Genomic DNA, 13,230 nt, shown 5'->3' on the forward strand with positions numbered 1-13,230 from the left:
CGTCGGTGTTGAGCGGCTTATAGTGATGATTCTGTCAGGAAGCAAGCCCTTGATTTGTCCAGATCATATAATTTTTTCACATATGGGCCCCATGTGGAAAACCGGACCCTCCTTCACGCAGCCACAACACCACCTACCCTCGCCGCAAGAAACCTGCCCTTATCCGAAAATTAGCAATCACCGATTAATTAAGCTTGGACCATCATGACATGGCAAACAGGACACAGCGAGGGGAGAATGACCAGTATACTTGAAAGAACACTTGCAGCTGCCAAACAGGACGAACGAACGGTCGATGAAAATCGACGCAGTCTGGTACCCTTGCTTGATGGCATGATGTTTCATGACTCCATCCGCCACAATGATGATCGCGGCAGCGTGACGGAATTATATGACCCGCGTTGGAACTGGCACCCGGATCCGCTGGTCTTTTCCTATATGTTCACCATCCGCCCGGGCGCGGTCAAAGGCTGGGGTCTGCACAAGGAACATGAAGACCGCTATTTTGTCATCAGCGGCGAAATGGAAGTGGTTCTCTATGATCCGCGGCCAGAATCAGGCACGTATGGCAAGCTCTGCAAGGTCTATCTCTCTGCCGCCCAGCCAAGGCTGATGAATGTGCCGAAATTTGTCTGGCATGCCGACCGCAATATCGGCACTACCGAGCTCGTCGTCGTCAATTTCCCGACCATCCAATATGACCATGCGAAACCGGACAAATATCGCCTGCCGCTGAATACCGACCTGATCCCGTATGATTTCGGGAATGTCACCGGATGGTAGGCAATCCGCTTTTTACCATCATCATGCCGACCCATAGCCGGGTCGATGTGATTGGTCATGCGATCGAATCCCTGCGCAACCAGACGGTTCAGGACTTTGAACTGCTGGTTGTCGGGGATGGCTGTGCGCCGGGCACCGGGGAGCGTGTCGCAAGTTTCAACGATCCACGCATCCGCTTTTTCGATCTGCCGAAGGCACCATTTTTTGGCTATGCCAACCGCAATGTAGCCCTGCGGGAATCGCGCGGCACATATATTGGCTTCATGGCCGATGATGATCTGGTCACACCCGATCATCTGGAAATCCTGCGCAATGCATTGGATGGCGGCGCGGCCCTTGCCTATACACAGGCGCTGTGGGTTTCCACCGATGGCATAGCCGCACCGTTTCTTACCAATCTCGACATGGCGGACCAGCTGGAACTGTTCATGTTCCGTGCCAATTCCATCCCGGCTTCCTGTTTTGCCTATCGCGCCGATGTGCTGCCCACCCGCGATGCCTGGCCGGAAGATGTGCCTGTTGCAGCCGACTGGCGCCTCTGGCAGAAAATCATCAATGCCGCACCAGAACATCCACTCACCTATTGCCGGACGCCAACCGTGCTGCACTTTTCTGCCAAGCGCAAGAATGCACGCCATTCCAATATGGGCGCGCTTGCCAATTATCTTGCCATTGCCGACACGGTTGACTGGTGGCCATCGGCGCTCAGACAGTCCATTGCCCCGGATCAGACGGAACAAGGCGTCTATGCCGCCCTGCTGTCCGATAAGGCACAGGATTTTACCGGCAGGCTCCGCCAGGCGGCCCAGGATCTGGTTGACAGGCTGACATGGCAATATATCCAGTCTGCCCCGGACAGCCAGATGGCAGAATTGCAGTCTGCGCTGCAGCAACAGGAAGCCCTGCGGGCCGCGGAGCGCGCACACATTGCCGCGCTGGAACAAAAGATTTCAGCCCTGCAGCAGGACATTGCACTGCTGACAAACCAGCTTGCGGCCAGAACGCATGAGGTGAACATGTTGAACAATGCCCGCTCGATACGTCTTGCCAGAGCGGTCAGAAAGCTGCTCCACCTTCACCCATGACCACGGCTTGTACCGATAACCGCTATGGCTCCAGCTCGGCATCCCAATAGAGAAAATCGAGCCAGCTTTCATGCAGATGGTTTGGCGGGAACAGCCTGCCATTATTGTGCAATTGCTGCACGGTGGGCATGACAGGTTTCTGGCGGGGCCACATTTGCGCGGCGGCAGGCAGAAGGCCACCCTTGCGCAGATTGCAGGGTGAGCAGGCGGCGACTACATTTTCCCACGTTGTCTCGCCACCGTGACAACGTGGGATGACGTGGTCGAAGGTCAGATCCTTTGACGACCCACAATACTGGCATTCAAAGCGGTCGCGCAGAAACACGTTGAAGCGCGTGAAGGCCGGATAGCGCGGTGGTTTCACATATTCCTTGAGGCAGATCACGCTGGGCAGGCGCATGCAAAAGGATGGCGAGGAGACCACCTGGTCATATTCCGCCACAATATGGACACGACCCAGAAACACGGCCTTGACCGCATCCTGCCATGACCAGAGCGACAGCGGATAATAGCTCAGCGGACGATAATCCGCATTGAGCACCAGTGCCGGCAAGCCTTTGGCACTTCGTGTTACGGCATCAGTCGAGACGTGCACGGTCAAATACGCACCTCCTTCGGAGCATTTCCGAACGGAAAAGGGCGTAAGAGTGGCGCGATTTTCCAGACGGAATTGCACTCTCCATTGCAGCGTCGCGCGACCGTTTTGGCGCATCAACGACACTCCAACCTCGTGAGGGCGGCACTGCGATACGCGGACTCTCGAACGATTGCGAATCGAAATACCGTCTTCAGCCGATGGAATAATGTAATCCCCATATGACAGGCTTGTGAAGCATAAACGCAATTGCAAATCCCGGTTCAGGCAAGGTTTACAGGACGATCACTGGTTCTGCCCAAGGCTGACAGCGCAGGCAATCCGTCCAGGGAAGCGCAAATATGGCCGCAGACGGGGCACAACCCCGGGCAGACCGGCCCTCAAGCCGCAATATTGCAAGGCCACACATGGTGTCCCTTGCCTTCCGCCTTTTCAGGACGTGCAGAACAGGCTACCAGTCTTGCATCCGCGCAATCAGATGGCAGCATCATGACAGGCCCCGTCTTTCGCTTTGCTCCCAGTCCCAATGGCAGGCTGCATCTCGGCCATGCCTATTCGGCCCTTCTGAACCAGAAAATGGCGACCGAAAGCGGCGGACGTTTTCTTTTACGCATTGAAGACATCGACACGACGCGCTGCACGGCAGAACTGGAACAGGCCATTTATGATGATCTGCACTGGCTGGGGCTTTGCTGGGAAGAGCCGGTGCGCCGCCAGTCCGACCATTTTGACGATTACCGCAAGGCGCTGCAGCAACTCATCGCGATGGAACTGGTTTATCCGGCCTTTCTCAGCCGCGGCGAAGTGCGCGCCCGCATTGCGGCAGCACGGGCCGAAGGCAGGGACTGGCCGCTTGATCCCGACGGCACGCCGCATTATCCGACCGAAGAGCGATATTTGAGCCAGAAGGAACAACAGACGCGCATGGCATCAGGCACGCCTTTTGCCTGGCGGCTGAACATGGCAAAGGCCATCGAAACTGCCGGATCCGATCTGTTCTGGCAGGAATCCGGCGCAGGCCCTTCCGGTGAAACCGGCCTGATCCGGGCAGAGCCGGCGCGCTGGGGCGATGTGGTGATTGCGCGCAAGGAAACACCAACCAGCTATCATCTCTCCGTCACGCTTGATGATGCAGCGCAAGCCATTACCCATGTCGTGCGCGGGCGCGACCTGTTTCACGCAACATCTGTCCACCGCCTGCTGCAAAGACTTCTCGACCTGCCAGAACCGCTTTATCACCACCATGATCTGATCCTTGCCGAAGACGGCCACAAGCTTTCCAAAAGCCGTTCCGATACATCCCTTGCCGCCCTGCGCGCGCAGGGCTGGACAGCCAACGATATTCGCGTATGGTTGAAAGTGTGAGCCGATTTTTTCCGCTACGTTGAAAATGATGTGCCAAAGCTTGCATTGACCTTGGCACCACAAAGCGTTTCAACTCATTGCAACAATGGTCCAGACTGGCCAATGCCAGACGGGCTGTGCATGAGGGCCGTATGCTGGCCGCGTAATTGCCCCTATTCCGGAGGAGATGGATAAATGAGCAGCTATGTTGAAATCGAAGGTCTGAAGGTTGCTCCCGAACTGGTAGCTTTTCTTGAAAAGGAAGCAGCCCCCGGAACAGGCATTGCGCCTGATCATTTCTGGAAAGGCTTTGCCGCGATCATCCGCGATCTGGCGCCACGGAACCGCGCGCTGCTGCAGAAACGCGACGCCTTGCAGGCCAAAATCGACGACTGGTACAAGGCCCACCGTGAAAAGGGCTATGGCCAGGCCGAATATCAGGCTTTCCTGCGTGATATCGGCTATCTCCTGCCGGAAGGTGATGATTTCAAGGTGACGACCGAAAATGTCGACCCGGAAATCGCCCATATTGCCGGCCCGCAGCTTGTCGTTCCGGTGATGAATGCACGCTATGCGCTCAATGCCGCCAATGCGCGCTGGGGCTCGCTCTATGATGCGCTCTATGGCACGGATGCGATCCCGGAAAGCGACGGCGCGGAAAAGGGCAAGGGCTATAATCCGAAGCGCGGCGAAAAGGTCATCGCCTGGGCAAAAGGCTTCCTTGATGAATCCGCTCCCTTGGCCGAAGGCAAATGGGCGGATGTCACCGGGCTTGCCGTTGCAAATGGCAAGCTTGTTGTTCGCCTGGGTAACAGGACGACCACGCTCAAGGATGACAGCCAGTTCAAGGGCTATAATGGCGCACCGGAAAATCCGGCCAATGTGCTTCTTGCCAGGAATGGCCTTCATGTCGATATCGTGATCAATGCAGAACACGTGATCGGCAAGGATAATCCGGCGCATATCGCCGATATCGTGCTGGAATCGGCCATCAGCACCATTCAGGACTGCGAGGATTCGGTTGCTGCCGTTGATGCTGAAGACAAGGTTGCCGCCTATCGCAACTGGCTTGGCCTGATGCGCGGCGACCTTGAGGATACGTTCGAAAAGGGCGGCAAGATGATGACCCGCCGCCTCAATCCTGACCGCTCCTATACGGCGCCGGATGGCACTCCGCTGACCCTCAAGGGCCGCTCGCTGATGCTGGTGCGCAATGTCGGCCACCTGATGACCAATCCGGCCATCCTTGATCAGGACGGCAACGAAGTGCCGGAAGGCATCATGGATGCAGCCTTTACCAGCCTGATTGCGCTGCATGATATCGGCCCCAATGGCCGCCACATGAATTCGCGTTACGGCTCCGTCTATATCGTCAAGCCGAAGATGCACGGGCCGGAAGAAGTGGCTTTCGCCAATGAAATCTTTGCCCGCACCGAACAGCTTCTTGGCCTGAAGCCGAATACGCTCAAGATGGGCATCATGGATGAGGAACGCCGCACCACGGTCAACCTCAAGGAATCCATCCGCGCAGCCAGGGAACGCGTGGTCTTCATCAATACCGGCTTCCTCGACCGCACGGGCGATGAAATCCACACCTCCATGGAAGCAGGCCCGATGATCCGCAAGGGCGACATGAAACAGGCAGCCTGGATTGCCGCCTATGAAAACTGGAATGTTGATATCGGGCTTGAATGCGGTCTGTCGGGCCGTGCCCAGATCGGCAAGGGCATGTGGGCCATGCCGGATCTGATGGCGGCAATGCTGGAACAGAAAATCGCCCATCCAAAGGCCGGCGCCAACACAGCCTGGGTGCCATCGCCAACGGCAACAACCCTGCATGCCACGCATTACCACAGAATTGATGTGGCAGCCGTTCAGGAACAGCTCAAGAGCCGCCCGCGTGCAAGCCTTGATGATATCCTGTCCGTGCCGGTGGCAACGCGGCCAAACTGGACGGCAGAGGATATTCAGAAGGAAATCGACAATAATGCGCAAGGCATTCTCGGTTATGTCGTGCGCTGGATCGATCAGGGCGTCGGCTGCTCGAAAGTGCCGGACATCAACAATATCGGCCTGATGGAAGACCGCGCCACCTTGCGCATTTCCGCCCAGCACATTGCCAACTGGCTCTACCATGGCATTGTGACGGAAGCGCAGGTTCTGGAGACACTGAAGCGCATGGCCGCCGTGGTTGACCGCCAGAATGCAGGCGACCCGGCCTATCGCCCGATGGCGCCGGATTTCGACAAGTCGATCGCCTTCCAGGCTGCCTGCGATCTCGTCTTCAAGGGGCGTGAACAGCCAAACGGCTATACCGAGCCGGTGCTGCATCGCCGCCGCCTTGAGCTGAAGGCAAGGGGCTGAAGCGGGCGGCCAAGGCCGGGGCACGGTACCCGGCCAACGCATCGCGTGATGTTATAGAATAACCATTCAGGCGGAAACTGCGGGCTTTTGCCCGCCTTTTGCCATCAATTTGTCCGCACCTTGCCACATTTCAAAGGCCGGAATCACGAATTTTTCATTCAATTTCGCGTCTTTCGGCATTAAACAGGGGCTCTCGAACCATCTGAAAGTTGCTCTCATGCCCCTCCTCATCCGCCCAGCAACCAAGGCTGACCTCCCCGCCATTCTTGCCATCTATAATGACGCGGTCGAAAATACTTTAGCGATCTGGAATGAAACAAGGGTCGACCTTGAAAACCGCCGCCAATGGCTTGCGGCGCGCAACCGCGATGGTTTTCCGGTTCTGGTTGCCGATCGTGATGGCGAGGTCATCGGCTATGCCAGCTATGGCACCTTCCGCCCCTTTGAAGGCTTTCGCCATACATCAGAACATTCGGTCTATGTCGCAAGGACAGCCCGCGGAGAAGGCATTGGCCGCGCTCTGCTTGCCGAACTGATCGAAGAGGCAAGACGGCGGAAAGTCCATGTTCTGGTGGCCGCCATCGAGGCAGGCAACACGGCCTCGATCGGCCTGCACAAGGCGCTTGGCTTTGAGGAAAGCGGCACGCTGAAACAGGTCGGCCAGAAATTCGGACGCTGGCTCGACCTCACCTTCATGCAAAAAATACTTTGATATCAGAGGGCTGCACGCGCAGCCCTCAATGATCAGTTCTGCTGTGGTGCAGCCTTCTTGGCCGACAGTCCGCAGATGCCGATCTCGCCTTCCAAACGCTCGCTGTGGACCATCAGGTAAAGACCGAGTCCGCTGGCAAGAACCGCGATGAATACCAGATACCAAGCATGGGCCATGGGATTGACAGCCAGCAGTGAAGTCACGATCACCGGCGTCAGGCCGCCAAAGACCGCATAGGAAAGATTGTAGGAAAACGACAGGCCGGAAAAGCGAACCGGTGCCGGGAATGCACGCACCATCACGTAAGGTACTGCCCCAACCATGCCAACAGAAAGCCCCATCACTGCATAAAGCGTGAACAGAACAGGTAGGGAAACCGCCGCATAGGTGTAGAAGACAAAGGTGGCAATACCGAAGAAAACACCTGCCACGGCAAAAAAGCGCCCGCTGCCGATCCGATCCACGATTGCGCCTGCCGTAACCGTGCCAAACATCAGGAACAGCGTACCGAAACTGGTCGCCGCCAGGGATTGCAGCGGCGTATAGCCATAGAGCTTCTGCAGGAAAGTCGCCGTCATCAGTGTGGTGACGACGATGCCTGCCGACAGGATCCAGGTCAGCAGCACGGAAATGATGACACCATGCAAATGGTTGCGCAGCACGGTACCGAGCGGCAGCCTGTCCTGCAGGAGATGGCTGTTCTTCATCTCGGTGAAAATCGGCGTTTCGGCCAGCCAGCGGCGCAGATAAACCGCAAACATGCCAAATATGCCGCCGATGAGGAAAGGAATGCGCCATGCATAGGCCGAAAGTTCGTCCGGCGTGAAAATCCAGTTGATGGCAGTGGCAATCAGCGAGCCAAGCATGATGCCAAAGGTCAGGCCCGAACAGAGGAAACCGCAGGCCATGCCGACGCGATTGGCAGGCACATGTTCTGCCACGAATGTCCATGCACCCGGCACCTCGCCGCCAATGGCAGCCCCTTGCAACATGCGAAAGACAATCAGCAGGATCGGCGCACCGACGCCAAGCGTCGCATAGGTCGGCAAGCAGGCCATGGCCAGTGTCGAGATCGACATGAGGAACACCGAAAAGGCAAAGACACGCTTGCGACCGAACCGGTCACCGAAATGCGCAAGCACGATGCCGCCCAACGGACGCACAAGATAACCGGCAGCGAAAATGCCGAATGTCTGGATCAGCACCAGCCAGTCCGGCATTTCCGGCGGAAAGAACAGATGTCCGATCACCGTCGCGAAGAAAACAAAGATGATGAAATCGTAAAATTCCAGTGCCCCGCCAAGTGCGGAAAGCCCCAGCGTGTGAAAATCCTGACGTGCGAGCGGGCGCGGAACTGCGTTTTGCGCATGATGTATCGTTGAGGCCATATTGTCTGCTTATCCATCGAAAAAGGAAAGAGGATGCTGCCCTATTGCGCAATTCACTCCATACTGCAAGGCTTGACTTCAGGGATAGAGATCTTATTTTAGAATTGTTCTAAAGTGTATTCCCGCCGCCACCCGATGTCATAAAGGATTGGTATTTTCCATGTTCAGCCGCTTTTTTGGCGATAGACGCCGCCCCTTCACCAGCCTGTCGGAACAGGAAATCCTGGCGCTTGCGATCTCGTCGGAAGAAGACGATGCGCGCATCTATCTGAACTATGCGGATGGTTTGCGCGATGAATTTCCGCAGTCGGCCGAAATCTTCACCCGCATGGCGGAAGAGGAGCACGGCCATCGCGACCGGCTGATTGCGCTTTATCGCGCGCGCTTTGGCGAACATATTCCGCTCATCCGCCGCGAACATGTCAGCGGCTATTATGACCGCAAGCCCGACTGGCTGGTGCGCCCGCTTGGCATCGACAAGGTGCGCCGGGCTGCGGCTGAAATGGAAGAACAGGCCTATCGCTTTTATGTCGAAGCCGCCAAGCAGGTGAATGATGCCAGCACCCGCCAGCTGCTTGGCGATCTGGCCATGGAAGAAAAGGGTCATGAGAAAACCGCTGAATCCCTCGAAGACCAGCTTGCACCGCAGAGCGTGCAGGAACAGGAACGCGCAGCCGAGCGCAAGCAGTTCATCCTGACCTATGTGCAGCCCGGCCTTGCCGGTCTGATGGATGGCTCTGTCTCGACACTCGCGCCCATCTTTGCCGCCGCATTTGCCACCCAGGATACGTGGCAGACCTTCCTCGTCGGCCTGTCGGCCTCGGTTGGCGCCGGCATTTCCATGGGCTTTACCGAAGCCGTCCACGACGATGGCAAATTGTCCGGCCGCGGCTCGCCGGTCAAGCGCGGCCTTTCCTGCGGCATCATGACGACGCTGGGCGGGCTTGGCCACACATTGCCTTATCTGATCAAGGATTTCTGGACGGCCACCATCATTGCCGGCGCCCTGGTCTTTGTCGAACTTTGGACAATCGCCTTTATCCAGAACCGTTATATGGAAACGCCGTTCTTCCGCTCCGTGCTCCAGGTCGTGCTGGGCGGCGGGCTGGTTCTGGCGGCCGGCATCCTGATCGGCAGTTCCTGATCATGAATATTGTCATGCTGCCGCCGGCGTTTTGCGCTGCGCGACAGCATGAAGCAGAACGGGCCGTCATTCCGCAGGAACGGCGTGGCCCTGTTTTTGCCGCACAATCTCGAACGGCTCAATGGCAATGCGCCCCTTTCGGGTCACGGTGACAAAACTGTTGGCCGGCACAGGCATCCAGTTCTCTGCCTGTCCATCGAGCGGCTCCGACACAACACAGATGCCGGAAGATGGCGCAAGCGTTGCGGTATAGAGCGTCGGCGCAAAGGCATCCGTGGCATAGCGGATGGCATAAAGCTGATTGCCATCCGAAAAGGCCGCGGTCAGGCGCAAAAATGGCGGCACGCCTGCGCGCACAGCCTCATCCACCACCACCGTCACCATGCGCTGCATGGCGGCAACCGGATCCTTATCCAGCCCGAATTCCAGCAAGAGCAGGAAAATCAGTTCCGAATCCGTCGTCCCGTGGCGCTGGCGATAGAGATCATCGCAGAGACAGGCCTCAAGTCTGCGACGCAGCCGGTCAAACTGACCGATCTGGCCATTGTGCATGAAGCTCCAACGCCCGGAGACAAAAGGATGACAGTTGGAGCGACTGGTCAGCCCGCCTGTCGAGGCGCGTACATGCGCCAGAAACAGGCTCGAACGGATTTGCCGCGCAAGGCTGAGCAGATTCTGATCTGACCAGGCAGGCAGAATATCGCGGTAAAGCCCAGGCTCCGCGCGACTGCCATACCAGGCAATGCCAAAACCATCACCATTGGTGCGGGTCTTGGCTTCATGTGCATCGTGGCTTTGCGCCACCAGAGAATGACAAGGGGAAGATATAATATCTTCCAGATATGTTTCAGGCCCCAGATATGCTGCCCAACGGCACATTGCCTTCCCGGTTTTCACCGCCCCCGATTCTGCGTTCGTTCATAAAGCTGTCGAACAATGGTGCTTGCCGTTTTTTCAAACAAGAATGGCAAAAATGCATGAACCAGAGCCGCAAAGGCAGCCGAAAACAGTTTCAGTGAAAACCAGCCGGCAAAGGCCATATGCTGGAAATAGGTCTCGTTGACCGATGCCGGGTGTTCTGTAAACAGGCGGGTGATGCGTGTCGTCATCAGCGTACTCCCATTCTCCATTGGTATAATTTTTCGCCACAGCGCGATGGTGGCTGCTAATCAGAAACAGGAATCTAACATATCGGCATAAGATGATGTCTCAATTTGTCCTTGTCTTTTGCAAGATTTTGGGATACTCATCCCAAAATGCTCGCATCCATTGATGATTTTGATCGAAAAATTCTATCCGAACTGCAAAATGATGGCAGTCTTTCGGTGGATTCCCTGTCGGAAAGAATCAATCTGTCGCGCAATGCCTGCTGGCGGCGCGTGAAACGGCTGGAAGAGGAAGGTATCATCAAGGCACGCGTTGCCCTTGTCGACCCGGAAGCGGTCGGCTGTGGGCTTTCGGTGTTCATTCTGGTGCGCACATCCAGCCACGACCCGGAATGGCTGGCCAAATTCCGCAACGCCATGAACAGGCTGCCGGAAATTGTCGGCGTCTATCGCATGACCGGGGATCTTGATTATGTGCTGCGCGCCCGTGTTTCGGATGTCAAAGCCTATGACCGGCTGTATCAGCGGCTGATCGCCAGCGTACCGCTTTCCGATGTATCCGCTTCCTTTGTCATGGAAGAGATCAAGGAAACGACCGCCGTGCCGCTTGAATTGCGCTAGCATATTCTCGCAGACCCAGACACAAACCGGTTTCCGCCTTTCCTGGAGGCTCCGCCATGTATCTGCGCAAGGGCCATGGCGACGCGAAATTTCATTTCGCGATCACAAGCAGGAATCCACATGATCCTTGCAAAACCACAAATTGGCGGTACACCTTTACGATAAATTTTCCTATGAGCGTCTCGAGGCAGATTATATTCGCAGGAAAGGCTCCCCCATGACCGCAGCATCCACCACCGCCCCAACGCTCGGCATCATTCGTCTTGAGCATTCAAAAGGCCTTGAATTGCCTTCCTATGAGACAGCCGGGGCATCAGGCATGGATTTGCGTGCGGCAGTGGCCGAAGACCGACAGATCGTGCTCTTGCCCGGCCGCCGCACCCTTGTGCCAACCGGACTGATCTTTGAAATTCCGCATGGCTATGAAGTGCAGATACGCCCGCGTTCCGGTCTGGCGGCAAAATTCGGCATTACCTGCCTGAACACGCCCGGCACGATTGATTCCGACTATCGCGGTGAAGTGAAGGTGCTGCTGATCAATCTGGGCGATGAGGATTTCCGTATTGAACGCGGCATGCGCATTGCCCAGGCCGTGCTGGCACCTGTTGCGCACGCGCAGATCGAAGAACGCAGTACCGTGAGCGAAACCGCGCGCGGCGCTGGCGGCTTTGGTTCAACCGGCCACGCATAGCAGAACGCAGCCCGCACATTGGAGCAATTCAGATTTTCACGGAAACGCTGAATTGCTTCAACATAGTGTCATTTCGCACTTCCAGACAGAAAACCGGTATCCACTTCCTGGAACCGCTCTTTTGCGTTACGCAGTTCCGGACGGAAAACCGGTGCCCACTTTTCCTGGAACTGCTTGTTGCGTTACGCAGTTCCGGACGAAAAACCGGTGCCCACTTTTTCTGGAACTGCTGTCTGACAGATGCGCCTTGCCGCAGACAGCCCCGGCAAGCCCCGTGCAGGCCGGGCTTATTCCTGTCATCCTGCCAGACATGGTTGCTGCCCCCCATTTCCCATTGCAGAACCGGCGAGAGATGTCTAATCAGTCATAAATGATGGAAACGAAGGGCCGCTGACGCGCTGGGGAATTGAATGCTGAAGGAATTCATCGTTGGCACTGCAGTCGGCATGACCGTCATGCTCGTCCACCTCATCTCCACGCTTATCATCTATTATTTCGTGCAGTCGCTCGGAAACAGGATCCATGAGAGAAGGGTGACTTTTCTGATCATTTCCATGGTCGCGCTCTATGCAATGCTGTTCATCTGCGTCTGTTGCAGTGTCGGCATCTGGGCCTATGCCTATCAGCAGATGGGCTTTACCGTCGATTTCCGCGACGCCTTCTATACGGCCATGCTGAACTATACGACCCTTGGCTCCGGCTATCTCAATCAGGTCATCCAGACCCGCCTGCTCGGCCCCATGACAGCCGCAAGCGGCATCTTGATGTTTGCCTGGTCAGCCGCCTTGCTGGTTTATGTCATTCAGTTGCACCTGCCCACATTGTTCAAGCCAAACCGCAGATGACGGACAGCCTGCACGGAATAGCTCAAGAGACGCTTATGACAGCATTTCGTTGCCTTCATGGGACAAAATGGCCGCAGCCATGACAGATAGGTGAACAACCCGCCTGTGCGCAGCGCACTCCCAATCTTTGCCGTGCGCCAGAATGCTGCCCATCCCCGTTTTTGGCCGACATATGTCCTGCCAACCCATATGTGCTTCGCCGTGATGAAAAGACTTGAAAACCCTCACATTTGCTTGTCTCGCCGCAGTGCCGGATGAAACCGTCTCCCACTTTTCCCGAAACAGCTCCTGTTTTCAGCCTCAAACACACGGTTCGCCACGCAAATGAATGTATTCGTGCCTGAATGGACAATCATTCAAGCAAATACTGCATCACAATTACTGCATGTTGCATCCTGACACAAAGCAAACTTAAGATTTTATTACTTAAAGCTAATATCTATGCACATATAAGCATGATCCAACAATATTTTAGAGCCCGACTCAAAATTTCATTTTTGCGATACGCCTCGTCATTCGCCTGATTGAGGAGATGAGCATCCAAGCTTGTGA

General features: G+C 56.1%; 14 protein-coding genes. 9 read left to right on the plus strand and 5 right to left on the minus strand.

Going from position 1 to position 13,230, the window contains the following annotated elements:
- The first annotated feature begins 237 nt into the window (after positions 1-237).
- Positions 238-783 (plus strand): polysaccharide biosynthesis C-terminal domain-containing protein, encoded by a 546-nt coding sequence (locus tag ACFO1V_RS06025; RefSeq protein ID WP_374833445.1) that lies wholly within the window; start codon positions 238-240, stop codon positions 781-783.
- Positions 777-1,868: a glycosyltransferase gene (locus ACFO1V_RS06030; protein ID WP_374833443.1), complete on the plus strand. Its 1,092-nt coding sequence runs from the start codon at positions 777-779 to the stop codon at positions 1,866-1,868. The genes ACFO1V_RS06025 and ACFO1V_RS06030 overlap by 7 nt, the downstream gene beginning before the upstream one ends.
- A gap of 22 nt (positions 1,869-1,890) precedes the next feature.
- On the opposite strand, the gene ACFO1V_RS06035 is transcribed toward ACFO1V_RS06030, so the two are convergent.
- Positions 1,891-2,469, minus strand: coding sequence for an HNH endonuclease (locus ACFO1V_RS06035; protein WP_374833441.1), 579 nt, complete (start codon positions 2,467-2,469; stop codon positions 1,891-1,893).
- 483 nt (positions 2,470-2,952) lie between these two features.
- Here ACFO1V_RS06035 and gluQRS point away from each other — a divergent pair, with 483 nt between their 5' ends.
- Together gluQRS and ACFO1V_RS06045 are read left to right on the plus strand one after the other, a co-directional pair.
- Complete coding sequence (gene gluQRS / locus ACFO1V_RS06040; protein WP_374833439.1) at positions 2,953-3,828, plus strand: tRNA glutamyl-Q(34) synthetase GluQRS; 876 nt, start codon at positions 2,953-2,955, stop codon at positions 3,826-3,828.
- Between the two features lie 174 nt (positions 3,829-4,002).
- A complete protein-coding gene (locus tag ACFO1V_RS06045) occupies positions 4,003-6,171 on the plus strand; it encodes a malate synthase G (protein WP_374833437.1) in 2,169 nt (722 codons plus the stop codon).
- Between the two features lie 66 nt (positions 6,172-6,237).
- Here the strand turns inward: ACFO1V_RS06045 and ACFO1V_RS06050 are convergent, their stop codons facing one another.
- On the minus strand, positions 6,238-6,390 hold the full coding sequence (locus ACFO1V_RS06050; RefSeq protein WP_374833435.1) for a hypothetical protein: 153 nt from the start codon (positions 6,388-6,390) through the stop codon (positions 6,238-6,240).
- On the opposite strand from ACFO1V_RS06050, the gene ACFO1V_RS06055 reads away from it, so the two are divergent.
- Positions 6,389-6,883, plus strand: a complete 495-nt coding sequence (locus tag ACFO1V_RS06055) for a GNAT family N-acetyltransferase (RefSeq protein ID WP_374833433.1) — start codon at positions 6,389-6,391, stop codon at positions 6,881-6,883. The genes ACFO1V_RS06050 and ACFO1V_RS06055 overlap by 2 nt on opposite strands.
- A 32-nt stretch (positions 6,884-6,915) precedes the next feature.
- On the opposite strand, the gene ACFO1V_RS06060 is transcribed toward ACFO1V_RS06055, so the two are convergent.
- A complete protein-coding gene (locus tag ACFO1V_RS06060; RefSeq protein WP_374833431.1) occupies positions 6,916-8,271 on the minus strand; it encodes an MFS transporter in 1,356 nt (451 codons plus the stop codon).
- Between the two features lie 160 nt (positions 8,272-8,431).
- On the opposite strand from ACFO1V_RS06060, the gene mbfA reads away from it, so the two are divergent.
- A complete protein-coding gene (mbfA, locus tag ACFO1V_RS06065) occupies positions 8,432-9,415 on the plus strand; it encodes an iron exporter MbfA (protein ID WP_374833429.1) in 984 nt (327 codons plus the stop codon).
- A gap of 66 nt (positions 9,416-9,481) precedes the next feature.
- Here mbfA and ACFO1V_RS06070 read toward each other — a convergent pair whose 3' ends face one another.
- The gene (locus tag ACFO1V_RS06070) at positions 9,482-10,294 is read right to left on the minus strand and encodes a class II glutamine amidotransferase (protein ID WP_374833427.1); all 813 of its coding nucleotides are present in this window, start codon (positions 10,292-10,294) and stop codon (positions 9,482-9,484) included.
- Between the two features lie 14 nt (positions 10,295-10,308).
- Complete coding sequence (locus tag ACFO1V_RS06075; protein WP_374833425.1) at positions 10,309-10,524, minus strand: DUF6356 family protein; 216 nt, start codon at positions 10,522-10,524, stop codon at positions 10,309-10,311.
- Between the two features lie 147 nt (positions 10,525-10,671).
- Between ACFO1V_RS06075 and ACFO1V_RS06080 the strand changes: the two genes are divergently transcribed.
- From ACFO1V_RS06080 to ACFO1V_RS06090, 3 genes are all read left to right on the plus strand, one after another.
- Positions 10,672-11,142 (plus strand): Lrp/AsnC family transcriptional regulator, encoded by a 471-nt coding sequence (locus ACFO1V_RS06080; protein WP_374833423.1) that lies wholly within the window; start codon positions 10,672-10,674, stop codon positions 11,140-11,142.
- A gap of 217 nt (positions 11,143-11,359) precedes the next feature.
- Positions 11,360-11,833: a dUTP diphosphatase gene (dut, locus tag ACFO1V_RS06085; RefSeq protein ID WP_374833421.1), complete on the plus strand. Its 474-nt coding sequence runs from the start codon at positions 11,360-11,362 to the stop codon at positions 11,831-11,833.
- A 410-nt stretch (positions 11,834-12,243) separates the two neighbouring features.
- A complete protein-coding gene (locus ACFO1V_RS06090) occupies positions 12,244-12,678 on the plus strand; it encodes a hypothetical protein (protein WP_374833419.1) in 435 nt (144 codons plus the stop codon).
- Positions 12,679-13,230 lie beyond the last annotated feature (552 nt).

The organism is Daeguia caeni (assembly GCF_042653845.1).
GTDB classification, from domain to species: domain Bacteria; phylum Pseudomonadota; class Alphaproteobacteria; order Rhizobiales; family Rhizobiaceae; genus Brucella; species Brucella caeni.